This window comes from Mucilaginibacter sp., from assembly GCF_041088075.1.
Classification (GTDB): Bacteria; Bacteroidota; Bacteroidia; order Sphingobacteriales; family Sphingobacteriaceae; genus Mucilaginibacter_A.
The window spans coordinates 14,137-30,907 of record NZ_JBGCVY010000072.1; the positions used below are offsets into that span (position 1 = coordinate 14,137).

The following is a 16,771-nucleotide window of genomic DNA, read 5'->3' on the forward strand; positions in this document are numbered from 1 at the left end:
TGTATTGGGTTTAACAAAAAAAACAAGATTTAAATTGTAACAATTGATGCTTCTTTTACCGCATAAAATTAAGCCTGCTGCCAACCGATCAATTTCATCATCCGTAAAAACTCAGGTTGTAAGTTTGCTTTGATTTGAACTTGCATTCCCGTAACCGGATGTTGAAAAAATAATTCAGAAGCGTGCAGCAACATCGTGTCCATTTCAAATTCAGTTTTAAACAGGCGGTTTTGTTTGTTGCAGCCATGGGTTCTGTCGCCAATAATGGGATGAAAAATATGGCTGAAATGTTTGCGTAACTGGTGCATTCTTCCGGTTGTAGGTTTTGCTTCAACCAAAGAATAACGGGAGGTTAAATGTGCGCCGAGCGGAACATCCAGTTCTGCCCGTTGCAAGGTTGTATAAGCGGTAAAAGCATCCTGCAATGTGCCGTTTTCCTTGCGCAAAAGATAATCAATTTCTTCCGAATCGGGCGTGTGGCCGCGCACAATGGCCAGGTACTTCTTTTGCACCTTGTTTCCGGCAAATTGCTGCTGCATGGCTTTTTCGGTTTCCTTGTCCAATGCAAAAAGCAAAACACCGCTGGTTTTGCGGTCGAGCCGGTGCACCGGGTTTACCCATTGGCCAAGCTGGTTTTTTAACAATTGCAAGGCAAACTCTTCTGCATCGCGCGCAATGGATGACCGGTGCACCAGCAAACCATGCGGCTTGTTGATGGCCACCAAATGTTCATCTCGGAATAAAATTTCTAAAGGCAAGGGTTGGTTGTTTTTTATGGACGCCAAATTTAGGGCAATAAAAGAAGTATTGTTGTTTGAAAGGATAAATTAATATGTAATTTTCCTAAAAATTTAGTTATGAAAAGGATAATCGTAATTTTAGTTTTAATCAGCCTGTTTGTTTTAAAGCTGCAAGCTCAAAATAGTTCAAAATTTACACTTGCCCAGCAAACGGAAATGCAAAAACTTCGGGCCAAAGTAGAAGCTAACCCTTCAAATTTGGAAGCGCATCAGGCTTATGTTAGTTTTTTTTATAGAAACGGCAGCAATAAGATAAATAATTCAACTTTCGAAGACCAGTACGAAACATGGGTGAAGCAATTCCCTCAAAATTATGTCGTCCCTTTTGCAGCCGGAGAAGCCTATATGCGGGAAAAAAACCCTAAGTCTGAACCTTTTTTGCTTCGTGCAAGCATCCTTAATCCCACCAAAGCTGAAACTTGGTACATGCTTTCGAAATACGCGCACTACACAAACAATACCTTGGCAGAACAGGAATACTTAAAAAAAGCCATCCGTTTTGACCCCTCCAATGCAGAATATGCATTTACTTACGCTTTTTCATTTAAAAACACTGACTTCAATCGTTATGACTCACTTTCCCTACAGGTAGCCAGGCGTTTTCCAAACCATGAGTATGGCGCATTGTCTTTGTTATGGCTAGAAGAAAATTCAACTATAAAAGCACAGAAGTTAGCTTATTACCGGCAACTATACAATAGAAAAACAAACAACCTTACCTATTGGTACCTGGCCAACACTGCTGCTTATTTTGACCTGTTGCTGAACACAGACCCCGATCAGGCTTTTGAACTTGGGCTTACTATGGTTTTGGAAGACAAGCTTTTCCAAGATGCTTGGAACGAAAAGTTCAAAGTTGCAACTGCTTTTTTACAGGCCAGGAAACTCATAACTGAAAACCAGGCGGGACAAGCGTTAACACTTTTAAACAAGGTAAGTTTAGATAATGTAATGTTTAACCGGCACATCCTTGCAAAAGAAACTTTGGCACTTTTTAAAGCAGAAGCAGCCGATGCAAACAAACAAACTCTCATAGCATACGACAGCCTGTCTGTATTTTACACCAGCAAACCTTCTGACCGCTTACACGAAGCACTTTTTAAATATGGAAAGAAACTTGGCATAGACAGCAACAGCGTTGCAAGAAATATTCGAAAGTTTCGGGATAGTTCAGCAAAACCTGCAACTGATTTTCACTTGGACGGTTATTTGTCGCCTAAAAAATCCAGCTTGTCAGATTATAAAGGCAAAGTAGTTTTGCTTACCTATTGGGAACCTGCTTCTTTTCAGTCCAAGGAACAGTTTAAACATTTTGAGAATGTAATTAAAAAGTTTGACAGCACAAAAGTTGCCTATCTGGCTTTAAACCTCGATCCAATTCAAAATGATTTTGTTCTGCCTTTTTTAAAGGCAGGTGGTTACAGCTTCACACCGTTGCATGATGATATAAGCAGGAACAAAGGAAATCTAACAGCCGATGCAGTGCCGACAAGTTATCTAATAGACCAAAAAGGGCATATTATATTTTCAAATTTCAAAATTGATGCAAATAACGAACGAACCCTTGAACTGATGATTAAAGAAATGCTGGCTGTTAAAGATTGATATGTTGTTTTTTCTAAATGAACAACATTAAATTTAGGGCAATAAAAGAAGTATATGCACATTAGTTATTAAATTTAAAAATGGCGTTAACAAATGGTAAGATCAAGTTTGCCAGGTCCGGCATTAACCTTTCTTGGACAACTAAATATAGAAACATTTGTTACCATCGCATAACCTTATTTTAACCGCTTCCGATGCCCTTCATCAACAACAAACCGCAACAAGTAAATTTAACCGGCAAATTAAAATGGGTAGAATATATGGCCAATTTGCTGGACGACAAATTTCGCATACCCGGCACAAAGTTTCGTTTTGGTTTAGACCCAATCATGAATTTGATCCCCGTTGCCGGCGATATTTCCGGGTTTTTAGTCGGCGCAGCTTTGGTTTGGGTAATGGCGAGGCATGGCGTAAGCAGGAAAGTTTTGATTTTGATGGTCGTAAATATTTGTGTGGATGCTTTGATCGGCGCGGTTCCGCTTGTCGGGCAAATTTCTGATTTCTATTACAAGTCCAATTCGCGCAATATCAAACTATTGAAAGAACATTACAAAGAAGGCAAACACCAGGGACAAGGCACCGGCGTTTTGGTTGTGGTGTTTTTGGTGCTGCTGGTGTTTTTTGCGGCATTTTTGTTTTTGCTTTATGCCATCACAAAATGGGTTGTTGGCTGGATTTAATTTGAAATAAAATCTGATAAATGAATGTTAGATTTTATAGCTTAGTAACCGAAACTACAAACCTAAACCACTTGAAATTTTAAGATTTGTTTAAACTTTATGCCGATACAATTTGCATGCTTCTTTTATGCCGGTAAATTTGATCTTTAACTGTTTTCCAGATAAAGAAAATAAACGAACCAATGATTTTTATACGGTAAAAGAAGCATCAAAAATAACTTCGATAAAATTTAAAAAGGCATCAAACCCAAAAACACAATTTACAATTTTTCAATCATGAACCTAAAAATATACCTGTTGCTATTGGCACTAAGTTTTACCGGCATCAATCTATCAAAAGCACAATTTCCTAATCTTACTAAAAAAGAAATTAAACAAGGTTGGATTTTGCTTTTCGATGGAAAAACATTTGAAGGATGGCAAAAAGCCAACGGCACGCCTTTTACAGGAAAAGGCTGGAAAATAGAAAACGGCGTGCTGAGCGTGAGCTTGGAAAATGGTGAAGGCGGCGATATCATCACCACCAAAGAATACACTGATTTTGACCTTTCCCTTGATTTTAAATTGGAAAAAGGGACTAACAGCGGCGTTAAATGTTTTTTAATTAAAAATACGTCTTTAGGTTGCGAGTACCAGCTTATTGATGATGAAAACCACCCGGATGCAAAAATGGGCAAAAATGGCAACCGCTCGCTTGGAAGCCTTTACGATATCATGCCTCCGTCCGCCGATAAAAAAGTTAACCCATTGGGCGAATGGAACAACATGCACATTCTATCCAAAGGAAAGCATGTAGAACATTGGCTGAACGGGAAGAAAATTTTGGCGTATGACCGCGGCAGTGAAAAGTTTAAAAGCATGGTGGCCGAAAGCAAATTTAAAACTACTGTAGGTTTTGCCGAAGCTGACCGTTCAGTCATTTTGTTGCAGGAACACGGCGAGGTAATTCATTTCAGAAATATAAAAATCAGGCAATAAATTGTTATATGGAGAAGAGACGCGATTTTATCAAAAAACTGGCCATCACTACCGGCGGCCTTGCACTTGGGAGCAAAGCTTTTAGTTTTACGGCATCTAGCTACAACAGGATTATTGGCGCCAACGACCGTATCCATGTGGCCATCATCGGGCTGAACGGCAGGGGCGGCAGCATGTCCGGCACGTTTGCGCGTCAGCCAAATTTGCTAATCAATACGGTATGTGATGTGGATTCGAGGACAATACCCAAAGTTCAAAAGTCGGTAGCGGCAATAACCGGCACTGACGCGCCAAAAGGCGAAGGCGATTGCCGCAAAGTGATGCAGGATAAAAATATTGATGCCATCTACATCGCCACGCCCGACCATTGGCACGCCCCAATGACCATCATGGGTTGCCAGGCAGGGAAGCATGTGTATGTAGAAAAGCCGCTCAGCCACAACCCGCACGAAGGGGAATTGGCCGTGCAGGCAGCAAGAAAGTATAACCGGGTTGTACAAATGGGCGCGCAGCGGCGATCTGCACCTTTGGCCATACAATGTATCGAAGAACTGCACAATGGCGTTATCGGCAGGGTTTATCTGGCCAAAACCTGGTACACCAACAACCGCAAAGCCACTTACCTTAAACCTGCTGCAGCTCCCGATTGGCTGAACTACGACCTGTGGCAAGGCCCGGCACCACGCAAACCTTACCAGGACGGTTTAATTCATTACAACTGGCATTGGTTTTGGGATTACGGCACCGGCGAAGCACTGAACAACGGCACGCACGAAGTAGATATGGCGCGATGGGGACTGAATGTGGATTTTCCAACAAGGGTAAGTTCGGTTGGCGGCCGATACCAGTTTAAAGACGACTGGCAAACGCCCGATACACAAATTGTTACGATGGATTATCCGGGCCGTGTATCGCTGCTGTGGGAAAACAGGAGCTCGAACGGAAGAAAGATTGAAGGCGCCGAACGCGGCATCATTTTTTACGGCGATAACGGCAGTATGGATACCGATGGCGAAGATTACACCCAGTATGACTTGAGCGGTAAATTAGTAAAACAGGTAAAAAAACAAGAAACAGCAGAAGGTGCAGGCTTACAAGGCAGAAACACTGCCAGCCCAAGCTTAGGTATGGACAGCCTGCATGTGGCTAACTTTCTGGATGCCATCCGTAACCATAAACGCCCGACCTGCGATGTTGAAACCGGTTATAAAAGTGTGCTATCCATGCAATTGGGCAATATTTCCTGGCGTGTTGGCCGCGATTTGCATCTCGACCCAAAAAACGGTTACATCCTGAATGATCCGGAAGCACAGAAATTATGGAGCCGTAGTTACGAGCCTGGCTGGGAACCTAAGGTTTAAGGAAAAGCCGAAACTTTAGTTAGTTCCGGCTTTTTGTTATCAAAAGTTTACTGATTTTATGCTGATAAAAGAAGTATTGTTTATTTTCTTCTGATCGTTTTTTTGCAGATTTGCTTACTAATAGGAATTTGCAATCCCGATCTTTTGAGCCAAAGATTTATAATCCTATTAAAAACAGACCAGTTTTTGCCCGATAAAAGAAGTATCCTATCCTACCAAAAAACTTTCTACCGCCAGACAGTAACTATCCAAACCAAAACCCAAAATCACGCCTTTGCAATTGGCAGATAAAAAAGAATGATGCCGGAAAGTTTCGCGCTGGTCAAATAAATTTTAACGCAAGTTTAACTGCGTTTACAAGTATCGGTCTTTCTTTGATTTAATCACCCTGATCACATCGTCATGCAATTGGCCGTCAATAATATCAATCAAATGCAATTGTTTATCCACATATTGTACATGCAACCGCCAGCCTGATATTTTATCAATATCAGCCCGGTAAACGGTTTGCTTTACACCAATTACTTTATGCAAGCGTGTTTTTGGAAATTGCCCTTTTTTGTGTGCCTGATTATCCTCTAATTCAGCCAAAGCTTCTAAAAATTTAATTTTAAAATCAGCAGAAGGAAGTACTTTATTGGCTTCGTAAATAACACCATAAGCATCCAACAGAACTTTTATTTCTGCCATGCCTGGTTATAAAATACCCAATTTGGAATATATTTCTTCGCCAACTTCTTTGTAAACATTTTCCGCTTTGTTTTTATCTATCAAACGAAATAATGTAAGCGAAATCTTATCGAAAATCGGGTCTTCATCAACAGCAGCCACAATACGGTTATCAGCATCAACTTTAATTAAAAACAAGGAGCTTTCCAATCCGCCTTTTAAATTAAAAATATACGGAACGGATGAATTTTCTTTAAAAGCCGTTTGGCCATTCAAAAGTGATTGGGAAACAATATCAATTTGATTGCCTATTTTTTCCCTTTTAGCAGAAGACAAGCGGGCCATATCTTCATCAAAAGGTTTTGTAATATCAAATTCTAATTCCATACCATAAAAATAAGGTTATTTCACCTAAACACAGCAGGAAAGTTAAAGTTTAAACTTCTATCCTACCGAAAAAACTTATTGGTCGAAATTTACAATCGAAGTTGTTTAAACTTTTGGTGTTAATTATTCTATTTATTTAATGATTAATGAAGAACACACCCCCTAACCCCTCTCGAAAGGGGAAGCACAGTTTGCTATCTTTCCATCGTTAAAAAGGTATGCGCCATATTTCCCCCCTTGAGAGGGGTTAGGGGTGTGTCCTTTATTTTTATGCCATAAAAGAAGTATTTATCAGGAAAATTAAGTTTAAACAACTTCATTGTAATCTTTTGAGCCAAAGATTTATAATCCTATTAAAAACAGACCAGTTTTTGCCCGATAAAAGAAGTATCTTATCCCACCAAAAAACTTTCTACCGCCAGCCAGTAACTATCCAAACCAAAACCCAAAATCACGCCTTTGCAATTGGCAGATAAAAAAGAATGATGCCGGAAAGTTTCGCGCTGGTGCAGGTTAGAAAAATGCATTTCTACCACAAGTATTTTTTACTAAATTCCAATTGGCAATTTTAATTTCCATTCTTCTAACTTTAGCCCATCTATTTCAAGAAAATGCTTATCAAAAGCAACAAGTAAAAGATCAAATTGTATTGCAATTGCTGCAATCCAAATATCATTTTCTGGGATTGGTTTTCCTTTGATTTTCAGTTTATTTTTTATAGTTGCATATACTTCAGCAGTATTAACATCTATAGCTAACACTTCACAATTTTCAACAAATTGCTTTACCTGATTAATATGCTTTTGAGGATTGGAAGACCTGTAAACACCAAAGTACAATTCACCTAAAACTATTGAAGGAATTTTAATAGTTGTTATCGTTCCAAGTTTGGAAGCAACAACAGGATTACCTTTAAACAAATCAATTACAGCACTTGTGTCAAATAGAAAATCACTTCCAGTCATCCTGATTAATTTGTTCGCAGTTTTCCACAATAGCAGTTTCTATTTCCTGCGCTTCTTCGGTTGACCAAATACCTGATAATGCTGCAAACGGACTTTGAAAGTCATTTTCCAATGCAGATGTTTTTTTCAAAATATTTTCTAAAGCAGAAAGCGTGTACTCATTATCTATTTTAAGCACTTCTTCAATTAAATGTAATTTACGAATTTCGGCGTACATCATAATAAAATAAGTTAGTGGTTCAGCTTTTTATTATTACCAAATAAATATACGATAAAAGAAGCATCAAACCTTACCCTACCAAAAAACTTTCCACCGCCAGCCAATAACTATCCAAACCAAAACCCAAAATTACACCTTTGCAATGGGCCGATAAAAAAGAATGGTGCCGGAAAGTTTCGCGTTGGTGTACGTTGGAGATATGCACTTCTACCACCGGCGTTTTGATGGCGGCAATGGCATCGCCCAAAGCAATGGAAGTGTGCGTGTAACCGCCGGCATTCAGCACAATGCCGTCAAAATCAAACCCAACTTCCTGAATCTTATCAATCAGTTCGCCTTCTTTGTTGCTTTGAAAATAGCTGAACTCGATTTCGGGAAAACGCTGTTGCAATTCCAAAAAATAGTCGGTAAAAGAAGTATGCCCGTAAACTTCCGGTTCGCGCAGGCCCAGCAGGTTTAGGTTTGGTCCGTTGATAATTTGTATCTTCATCCCTTCAAACATAACGATAATTTGTAAAATACTTTGGACTGGCTTTCTACCATCAACGGTTTTCGCGCTTATTTAAAGTTGGAGAAAAGTTTGACGCAAAATTCCGTTGATGCTTATTTGCAGGATGTGAAAAAACTCCAGCAGTTTGCCCTTTCCTTCGTGCCCGAACTTAAACCGGATATAATTAACGAACATAATTTAAAAGCTTTTATGCGTTGCTTGAGCGAACTGGGTTTGCCGCCAGCATCACAAGCACGGATTTTATCAGGTGTAAAAGCATTTTACAAATTTATGCTGATGGAAAATTTGCTTTCACATAATCCTTCCGAACTGATTGAAGGGCCAAGGCTGCAACGCAAACTTCCGGACACGTTAAACATATTGGAAATTGATACTTTGATCGGTGCCATTGACCTCTCCAAACCTGATGGCATGCGCAATAAAACCATGTTGGAAGTGCTATATGGCTGCGGTTTGCGCGTAACGGAACTGATTACGTTGAAGATTTCTAACTTGTACCTGGAAGATGAATTTATCAAGATTTTGGGCAAAGGCAACAAAGAACGCTTGGTGCCAATTGGCGAACAAGCCAGCAAAATGTTAACTATTTGGTTGCAAGAAGTCCGCGTACACTTGAAAATCAAAAAAGGCCAGGAAGATTTTGTGTTTTTGAGCAAGCGAGGCTCGGCACTTTCGCGGGTTATGGTTTTTATGATCATCAAAAGCCTGGCCGAAAAAATAGGCCTTAAAAAGAGTATCAGCCCGCATACTTTCCGCCATTCTTTTGCCACGCATTTGATTGAAGGCGGGGCAGATTTACGTGCCGTGCAAGATATGCTTGGCCACGAAAGCATCACCACCACCGAAATTTATACGCATTTGGATAGGGAATATTTGCGGGAAATAATTGTGCAATATCATCCGAGAAGTTAAATTAAAAAATCAATAAAATGGGAACTATTGAAACAGAAGAACAATACGAAAATACATTAGAACGGGTTTATGATTTGATACAAATTGATGAAAAGACGAAATCAGAATACGATGAATTGGAAGCATTAAGTATTACAGTAGAAAAATATAAAAAGATAAATTATCTAATGCCAAAACCAAATTCAAACTTGTAATAAATCCAATCTTACTGATACTTCTTTTACCGGCATAAAAAAAGCAGGAAACAATTGCTTCCTGCTTTTTCATCAAACTCAAATTCAATTTTTACTTAGAAGTTTGCAACGAAATACTCGCCGCAGGCAAACCAACAGCCGTAGCCGTAAAACTCACCTTGCCAGCTTTGCCGTTGGATTGTACAATGGCCAAAGCCAAACCATGAAAAGCTTTGCGGTAATCGGCTTTAAAAGGGTCATGCGTAACCGGGTCGCCATTGTCAACACTTGCAATAAAAGCCTCGCCGTTAATTTTAAAGTTTAACAAGTTATCGGCATCAGGCACAACATTTCCGTCTTTATCCAAAATTTTGGCGGTGATAAAAGACAAATCTTCTCCATCAGCTTTGATTAAAGAACGGTCTGCCGTTAATTGAATTTTTGCAGGTTTGCCAGCTGTTTTAATCTCTTTTGTTAAAACCACTTTTCCATCTTTCCGTGAAACTGCTTTTAACGTTCCGGGCTGATATTTTACACGCCACATCACATGCAAGTCATCTCCGGTTTTCTTTTTCGTACCTAAAGATTTTCCGTTTAAAAACAGTTCAACTTCATCTGCATGGTTGTAATATGCCCAAACATCAACCGTTTTTCCGGCTTCCCAGTTCCAATGTGGAAAAATGTGCAGCACGGTTTTGTCCGTCCACTCGCTTTGGTACATATAATATACATCTTTCGGAAAACCGGCCAGGTCAATCACCCCAAAATACGAACTGCGGGCCGGCCAGGAATACGGCGTTGGTTCGCCCAGATAATCAAAACCCGTCCAGATGAACATGCCGGAAAGGAAATCATATTTCTTGATCTCTTTCCAGGTTTCTTCATGCAAAGAACCCCAGGACGCAGAAACGTTATCGTAGGCAGAAACACGATATGCCGTATCCATTTTACCTTTTCCATTTTCCGACTTTTTATGATCAGGCCAGCGGCGGATACTATCGGAAGGCATATCGTAAAAACCACGTGTTTCTAAAGCCGAAGTGGTTTCTGTGCCGATAAACTTTTTGCCCGGATATCTTTGCTGAAAACCTGCATAATTTTTATGGTTATAATTGTAACCAATAAGGTCAACCGCGCCGGATTGTATGATTTTGTTGTTCGTTCCCGGATCGTTGTTTGCACTGGTAATTGGCCGGGTGGTATCCAAGTTATGTACAATTGCGGCCAACTCGGGCGCAATACGTAATGCACTTGTGTCTGATTGTTCCGGAATTTCATTGCCAATACTCCATATAATTACACTTGGATGGTTACGGTCGCGCAGAACTTGATCTTGCAAGTCGCGCTTGTGCCAATCTTTAAAATACAAGTGATAATCATATTTGGCTTTCTGTTTTTCCCAAACATCAAAAGCTTCGTCCATCACAAAAAAACCCATTTTATCACACAAGTCAAGCAACTCGGGCGTTGACGGATTATGCGAAGTACGAATAGCGTTCACGCCCATTCCTTTTAAAATTTCCAGTTGCCGTTCCAAAGCACGCGTGTTTACCGCAGAACCTAAACTTCCTAAATCGTGGTGATCGCAAACGCCCAGTATTTTCATTGGTTTTCCGTTGAGAGAGAAACCTTTATCAGCATCAAAATTAAAATAACGGATGCCCAAAGGAGTTTCATAAGTATCCGAAACTGATTTTTCATCCGTAACTTTGGATACAATTCTGTACAAGTTTGGATGATCAACCGACCACAAGTTTGGATTATTTACTATAAAATTTTGCGATACTTCTTTTACCGTATCTTTTATGGTGATGCCCGGAATTGTTTTTATCGTTACAATCTTGCCGGATGCATCATAAATAATCGTGGTTAAAACAGCGTTTTGTGGTTTTCCGCTGTAATTTCTGACCAAAGTTTTTAAGTTGATCGTTGCAGATTGCGCACTCACTTTTGGCGTGGTTACAAATGTACCCCAATGATCCACCGCAACTTTATTGTTGGTAATTAACCAAACATTACGATAAATGCCCGAGCCGGAATACCAGCGTGAATTTGGCTGCACCGAATTATCAACTTTAACCGCGATCACGTTCTTTTTGCTGCCATAAAACAAGTACGGCGTTAAATTATACTGGAAGGAAATGTAGCCGTTGGGGCGAAAACCAAGCAAGTGCCCGTTGATCCAAACTTCAGATTTTTGGTAAACGCCATCAAAATCAACAGAAATAATTTTTCCTTTGGAAGATTCCGGCAGCGTAAAAGTTTTGCGGTACCAGCCAATTCCGCCCGGCAAAGCGCCGCCTTCCGGCGTGGCCGGGTTTTCTTTGCTAAACTTTCCTTCAATGCTCCAATCATGCGGCAGGTTCAGCTTTCGCCAGTTCGCATCATTAAAATCAGTATTGTTTGCGTTGGCAACATCGCCTAAATTAAAAGCCCAGTTCTGGTCAAAATCAATTTTATTCCTGTCTGATTGTGCCTCTGCAGAATAAAATCCGGCAACCAGCAAAACGAACAGGCATAGGGAAGTTTTTTTCATATTCGGTTTATTATAATTGGCATACAAAACAACACATATTTTTTATATATCATTTCCCATCGCCACAATTCGGTCAAACTCTTCGGCCTTTAGCGGCATAACCGAAAGCCTGCCCTGGCGCACCAAACTGATGTTTTCCAATTGTTTTTCAGCTTTGATTTCGGCCAGCGTAACCGGTTTTTTCAGGCTTTCAAATGGTTCCAAATCAACAACAACCCAATTCGGATCTGCAGTGGTTGGGTCCTGGTAAAACTCTTTCACCACTTTTGCAATGCCCACCACGGCTTTGTCTTCATTGCTGTGGTAAAACAAAACCAAGTCGCCTTTTTGCATGGCTTTCAGGTTGTTGCGCGCCTGATAATTGCGCACGCCATCCCAAAAAGTGCGTTTATCTTCGTTCAATTTTTCCCAACTGTATTTGTTCGGCTCTGATTTTACCAAAAAATAATTCATGTTTTTTATTTTGCTTTGCTACGCGCGATGCTGTTTTTACCGCCTAAAAATTGGTGTCGGCAAATTAATCAAAATCCGCAAACTAAGTGCAAAATCAGGTTTTAAGTTTTAAAAGATAAGGTTTCCACGTCCCCGCTCCCTCGTTCCCCGCTCCTATTAAAATCAAAAAAAATTAAATCTTATCGGTATAAATAATTTCTTATTGCTCATATTCGGCAAACTTTTGTTTGGATAAAAACTTAATAAGCAATTGTAAATTAAAAAACCAACAGCACAATCACATGGACCAACCTTCTATTTTAGGTATCAACAGAACGCAAGACGGCACAATTTCTATTTTTGATGGCGGCAAACACGTGGTATCCATCCACAAAGAACGCCTCACCAAACGCAAGCACCATTGGGGACGGCTGGGCGATATGAAGCTGTATAAAGAACACATCGCGGCCATAAACCGTCCTTTTGATTTGGTGGTGGAATGCTGGAGCGCCGATAACGAAATAGAACGCAAGGAAGAATACCACGAAGAGCTGCGGACGGTTTTGGATTTGAAACCAAACGCACGCATTGTCGAAATTTCGCACCATTATTCGCATTTGTACAGTGCTTATCCGCCAAGTGGTTTTGAAACTTGTGCCGTGATGATCATTGATTCGGTTGGAAGCCCGGTTGAACATATCAAGTACGATTATCCGGGAAAAGAAGGCAAAACCGGTTTGTTTGAAGTGGCTTCTTATTACTATTGCCACAATGGCGAGATTACTTGTATTGCAAAACAATTGCACGACCGCGACCCGGAAAACCCGCAAGGTTTGGGCAACTTTTATTACAAGTTGACAGAATGTTTGTTTAAAGGCGAAGGCAACGAAGGCAAAGTAATGGGCCTGGCTGCTTATGGCAATTTGGATGCTTTGGACTTGCCGGAATTGGATGTACAAGATGGCGAAGTTTTTATCCCGAAGGCCTGGCAGGAGCTATTCAAATCTACCGAATACAATTTCAAAGATGAGATCAAAACTTTCCAGCAAAAAGCAGATTTGGCAGCCAAAGCACAAGATGTTTTTGAAAAAGCATTGATAAAAATAGCATCGTGGCTAAGTGAAAAAACCGGAACTAAAAACATTGCTTATGCCGGTGGTTGTGCCTTAAATTGTGTGGCCAACACCAAAGTTTTAGAGCAAGGTTACGATCTTTTTATTCCGCCGGCACCGCATGATGGCGGCACTTCTGTTGGTTGTGCCATTTACGGCGCAGTAGAATGTTTCAAAATTAAAAACGAGTACGACTGGCGTTTTGATTATTTAGGGCCGGATGTAAACTTGGAAGAAATAACCGAATTGATAAAAAACTATCAGGAACTGAGCATTGAAAAACCGGAAGATTTGATTGAAACTTGTGCCAACCATATTTATTGGGGAAAAATACTTTGCGTGTTCCAAAGCAACAGCGAGTTTGGCCCGCGCGCATTGGGAAACCGCAGTATTATTGCCGATACGCGTTATGCCGTCAACAAATTTTGGATCAATGCTTTTATCAAAGGCCGCGAATGGTTTAGGCCAATTGCACCGTTTGTGTTGGAAGAAGATGTGAACGAATATTTCGATTTTAAAGGCCGCACGCCTTTTATGTTGTTCACCGCTTTTTTACAAGATAAATACAAAGACAAATTCCCAACTATTGAACATGTTGACCACAGCGCCAGGATCCAAACCGTAAGCAAAGAAGACAATGAATTTATCTATAGTTTGATTAAAAACTTCAAGGAAAAAACCGGCGTTGGCATCATCGCCAATACTTCTTTTAACGGCAAAAATGAAACGATGGTTGAAACTTTGACTGATGCTTTGAATTGTTTTTCCAAAAATGCCATTCATCATTTGGTTGTGCCACCGTATATCATTTCCAAGAAAACACCGGTTTCAAACCCCTTGCAATTGTCAAGCTCAAAAGTGTAAGTTTTGAAAGCAACTATTTTATCGCCGCATATTGATGACGCCGCTTTTGGCTTGACTTTGACTATTTCAAAGCTGATTGAGAACAACATTCCTGTCCAATTGATCAATTGTTTTACCAAAACTAAATGGACAGGCGTTTTTGTATCCAAAGATATTGAAGTGGTGAGTGCTTTGCGTAAACAGGAAGACGTGGCTTTTAACCAGTATTTAGGTTCGGCCATCCAAGTTACCAACTTAGAATTGTTGGACGCGCCTTTACGGAACAATTATATCCATCAATTTCACCCATTTAATGAAACTGAATTGGAACTGATCGAACAATTGAAAAACCATCTGCTGCAACAGGCGGATGGTTTGTTGTTTTGTCCGCTTGCCCTGGGAAACCACATTGACCATGTACTTTGTTTGGAAGCCATAATACAACTTTATCCGAAAATAAAAGTTGTTTTTTTTGAAGATCTGCCTTATGCAAACCGCATTACTTTGGATGAAATAAATTCCCATGTTAACAACTTGGCAAAAAGATTAGATGTAAAGTTGGATAGTTTCATTTCTGGTTTGGATAAATGTACGGTTGATAAAAACCATGCTGTACACCTGTACAAAAGCCAGGTTGATGAAGCGATTTGTGCCGAAATCATGGCCCATCAAAATACTTTGAACGGCGAAAGGTTATGGGGAAAAACCGATCATCTAGATCTTTTAAAAACAATTTTAAACTAATTAGCCATACTGTTTTTATCGGCACAAATGTGGTCTGGACTAAAAAAGATACGGTAAAAGAAGCATCTCCATAATTAACAATCTTGTTTAAAAAACTAATCCTGTGGTAATAATTTTTACATCGCTTAAACCACCGTTAATGTTCAGATTTATGGCACTAAAAAGAGTATGTTATTTTGTAGTATTCCAGTTGATATTTGTATTAAATGTACAAGCACAAACCGAACAAAAAAAAGCAGAAGGATTAGTTGAGCAATATCTTTTGAACAAAACAAAAAATACAAGTAACCATACAAGTATTAAATTTAACCCGATTAAAGCTTTAAGAAGTGCTTTTGAAAGCACAACTTTGTACAAAAACCTGCTGCACAAAGTTGATAGTTTGAAAATTGAAGGAAAGCGGATTGATGCAAGGATTGCAAAGATGAAAACCACCGCAGAGTTGAACCAGGCTAAAAAAGACAGTTACCGGTTATCTAAAGAGTTGAGTGTTGCAAGTGATCATTTAATTGATTTTATAAGCACTTATAAAGGGCAACAAACGGGATGGATTTTAAAAACCCGTTATCCAATTAAAACTAAGCGCGGTACTTATTCTTCAATACAAAAAACCTTTTACCTTAACAAAGATCTTACACTAATAGATTCTGCCAAGTAATTTAAAGCTTTTAACCTTTCAATTATTTTTTATGCCAATACTGTTTTTACCAGCCTAAAAATTAGCAAAAAGACACAGCCTAAAATTTAAAAAAGCTATATTTGGCATTGAATTAATTACAAATGCCCGGGTGGCGAAATTGGTAGACGCACCACTTTGAGGGGGTGGCGTCCGAAAGGATGTAGCGGTTCGAATCCGCTTCCGGGCACAGAAAAATTAGTGTAATGCTTATTTCGGTTTAGTTCGTTTTTTTGTGTAAACGACGAACTGAAGAACATCTGCCAAATCGAACATTCCAGGCACAAGTCTTTCGCCAATTTTACGTCCAACATCGTTGCCGGGCTGATCGCCTATACTTTCTTTCCAAAACACCTTCTATCGCTTATCAAACACCTTTCTCTAATCAAACCCTTGCTTTTTGATCAATCGAACTCAGGTTGATAGCATATATAAAATTAGATATAAAAAATTAAAAATTTTATTTACAACAATAGCGCGTTATCTACATTAACTTTTGGAAATATATACTTTTCAAAATCGTCAAGTTGTTGTTTAGATCTTAAATCGTTTTTATAGCGATATTTTTCCCTATTAATTAAGGCAGAGGCAGAAGCACGGTCAACAATCAAATACGTGTTAAAAGCTAAATTTATAAGCCGACCCACTTTGTGGCTTTTAAGATACTGGTTTTCATAAAGTTGATGAGCATGCTTAAAGTCTTTCATCGCTTTTGCCCGATCACCTAATTTATAAAGCATCAGTCCATGTCCTTCAATTATTTCAGGAACGTCCCGTTGTACTTTAGACAATATCTCATTTTGTTTCAAAGCATCTTTAAACTTTCCCATATGGCACAAATAAGCTATTTTATTTGTATATAAAGTTTGATCACTTGGGTCAATTTTAATTGCACTATCAAGTAATTTATTAGCTAATAACAAGCTTTCCTTTGAACGCCCTCCCTTGAAAGCAATATTAACAGCACTATCATTTAACTTAACAGCGTTTTTATTGTATTTATTAGGTATAACTAATGTTTGTGAAAAACAATAATTACATATAATTATCAAAATAAATATTAGATTGTATTTTAACATAATTTAGAAAAATAAAGCCAAACTAATTTACAAGATCAAGGCGTTATCTACATTTCTATTAGGTCATAAATATAATATAAAGTCATTT

General features: G+C 39.3%; 19 protein-coding genes, 1 tRNA gene and 2 pseudogenes. 11 read left to right on the forward strand and 11 right to left on the reverse strand.

Features of this window, described 5'->3' with window-relative positions; genetic code table 11:
- Positions 1-68: 68 nt before the first annotated feature.
- Positions 69-758 carry a pseudouridine synthase gene (locus V5804_RS17475; RefSeq protein ID WP_369592700.1) on the reverse strand — a complete coding sequence of 230 codons (690 nt, stop codon included), beginning with the start codon at positions 756-758 and terminating at the stop codon, positions 69-71.
- Between the two features lie 99 nt (positions 759-857).
- Here V5804_RS17475 and V5804_RS17480 point away from each other — a divergent pair, with 99 nt between their 5' ends.
- From V5804_RS17480 to V5804_RS17495, 4 genes are all read left to right on the forward strand, one after another.
- Complete coding sequence (locus tag V5804_RS17480; RefSeq protein WP_369592701.1) at positions 858-2,405, forward strand: redoxin domain-containing protein; 1,548 nt, start codon at positions 858-860, stop codon at positions 2,403-2,405.
- A 194-nt stretch (positions 2,406-2,599) separates the two neighbouring features.
- A complete protein-coding gene (locus V5804_RS17485) occupies positions 2,600-3,085 on the forward strand; it encodes a DUF4112 domain-containing protein (RefSeq protein ID WP_369592702.1) in 486 nt (161 codons plus the stop codon).
- 276 nt (positions 3,086-3,361) lie between these two features.
- Positions 3,362-4,063 (forward strand): DUF1080 domain-containing protein, encoded by a 702-nt coding sequence (locus V5804_RS17490; protein ID WP_369592703.1) that lies wholly within the window; start codon positions 3,362-3,364, stop codon positions 4,061-4,063.
- 8 nt (positions 4,064-4,071) lie between these two features.
- The gene (locus tag V5804_RS17495) at positions 4,072-5,424 is read left to right on the forward strand and encodes a Gfo/Idh/MocA family protein (RefSeq protein ID WP_369592704.1); all 1,353 of its coding nucleotides are present in this window, start codon (positions 4,072-4,074) and stop codon (positions 5,422-5,424) included.
- 207 nt (positions 5,425-5,631) lie between these two features.
- On the opposite strand, the pseudogene V5804_RS17500 reads toward V5804_RS17495, so the two are convergent.
- From V5804_RS17500 to aroQ, 7 genes and pseudogenes are all read right to left on the reverse strand, one after another.
- Positions 5,632-5,736 (reverse strand): annotated as a pseudogene (locus V5804_RS17500) (type II 3-dehydroquinate dehydratase); the annotation flags it as partial.
- A gap of 42 nt (positions 5,737-5,778) precedes the next feature.
- Positions 5,779-6,114: a hypothetical protein gene (locus tag V5804_RS17505; protein WP_369592705.1), complete on the reverse strand. Its 336-nt coding sequence runs from the start codon at positions 6,112-6,114 to the stop codon at positions 5,779-5,781.
- 6 nt (positions 6,115-6,120) lie between these two features.
- The gene (locus tag V5804_RS17510) at positions 6,121-6,480 is read right to left on the reverse strand and encodes a hypothetical protein (protein ID WP_369592706.1); all 360 of its coding nucleotides are present in this window, start codon (positions 6,478-6,480) and stop codon (positions 6,121-6,123) included.
- Positions 6,481-6,872: 392 nt separating this feature from the next.
- Entirely contained in the window at positions 6,873-7,016 is a 144-nt protein-coding gene (locus V5804_RS17515; protein ID WP_369592707.1) for a type II 3-dehydroquinate dehydratase, read from the reverse strand.
- Positions 7,017-7,028: 12 nt separating this feature from the next.
- Complete coding sequence (locus V5804_RS17520; RefSeq protein WP_369592708.1) at positions 7,029-7,445, reverse strand: type II toxin-antitoxin system VapC family toxin; 417 nt, start codon at positions 7,443-7,445, stop codon at positions 7,029-7,031.
- Positions 7,432-7,665, reverse strand: a complete 234-nt coding sequence (locus tag V5804_RS17525) for a hypothetical protein (RefSeq protein WP_369592709.1) — start codon at positions 7,663-7,665, stop codon at positions 7,432-7,434. The genes V5804_RS17520 and V5804_RS17525 overlap by 14 nt, the downstream gene beginning before the upstream one ends.
- Positions 7,666-7,735: 70 nt before the next feature.
- Positions 7,736-8,155: a type II 3-dehydroquinate dehydratase gene (gene aroQ, locus V5804_RS17530; protein WP_369592710.1), complete on the reverse strand. Its 420-nt coding sequence runs from the start codon at positions 8,153-8,155 to the stop codon at positions 7,736-7,738.
- 33 nt (positions 8,156-8,188) lie between these two features.
- Between aroQ and xerD the strand changes: the two genes are divergently transcribed.
- Positions 8,189-9,088, forward strand: coding sequence for a site-specific tyrosine recombinase XerD (gene xerD / locus V5804_RS17535; RefSeq protein WP_369592711.1), 900 nt, complete (start codon positions 8,189-8,191; stop codon positions 9,086-9,088).
- A gap of 17 nt (positions 9,089-9,105) precedes the next feature.
- On the forward strand, positions 9,106-9,282 hold the full coding sequence (locus tag V5804_RS17540) for a hypothetical protein (RefSeq protein WP_369592712.1): 177 nt from the start codon (positions 9,106-9,108) through the stop codon (positions 9,280-9,282).
- A 91-nt stretch (positions 9,283-9,373) separates the two neighbouring features.
- Here V5804_RS17540 and galB read toward each other — a convergent pair whose 3' ends face one another.
- Both galB and V5804_RS17550 read right to left on the reverse strand, forming a co-directional pair.
- Positions 9,374-11,797, reverse strand: coding sequence for a beta-galactosidase GalB (gene galB / locus V5804_RS17545; protein WP_369592713.1), 2,424 nt, complete (start codon positions 11,795-11,797; stop codon positions 9,374-9,376).
- Positions 11,798-11,839: 42 nt separating this feature from the next.
- Entirely contained in the window at positions 11,840-12,250 is a 411-nt protein-coding gene (locus V5804_RS17550) for an EVE domain-containing protein (protein WP_369592714.1), read from the reverse strand.
- A gap of 281 nt (positions 12,251-12,531) precedes the next feature.
- Between V5804_RS17550 and V5804_RS17555 the strand changes: the two genes are divergently transcribed.
- From V5804_RS17555 to V5804_RS17575, 5 genes and pseudogenes are all read left to right on the forward strand, one after another.
- Positions 12,532-14,205 (forward strand): carbamoyltransferase C-terminal domain-containing protein, encoded by a 1,674-nt coding sequence (locus V5804_RS17555; protein ID WP_369592715.1) that lies wholly within the window; start codon positions 12,532-12,534, stop codon positions 14,203-14,205.
- Between the two features lie 3 nt (positions 14,206-14,208).
- Positions 14,209-14,928, forward strand: a complete 720-nt coding sequence (locus tag V5804_RS17560) for a PIG-L deacetylase family protein (protein WP_369592716.1) — start codon at positions 14,209-14,211, stop codon at positions 14,926-14,928.
- A gap of 151 nt (positions 14,929-15,079) precedes the next feature.
- Positions 15,080-15,586, forward strand: a complete 507-nt coding sequence (locus tag V5804_RS17565; RefSeq protein WP_369592717.1) for a hypothetical protein — start codon at positions 15,080-15,082, stop codon at positions 15,584-15,586.
- Positions 15,587-15,710: 124 nt separating this feature from the next.
- A tRNA-Leu gene (locus tag V5804_RS17570) sits at positions 15,711-15,794 on the forward strand.
- A 47-nt stretch (positions 15,795-15,841) separates the two neighbouring features.
- Positions 15,842-16,027: pseudogene (locus tag V5804_RS17575) on the forward strand (hypothetical protein); the annotation flags it as partial.
- Positions 16,028-16,068: 41 nt separating this feature from the next.
- On the opposite strand, the gene V5804_RS17580 reads toward V5804_RS17575, so the two are convergent.
- The gene (locus V5804_RS17580) at positions 16,069-16,683 is read right to left on the reverse strand and encodes a type IV pilus biogenesis/stability protein PilW (protein ID WP_369592718.1); all 615 of its coding nucleotides are present in this window, start codon (positions 16,681-16,683) and stop codon (positions 16,069-16,071) included.
- Between the last annotated feature and the right edge of the window lie 88 nt (positions 16,684-16,771).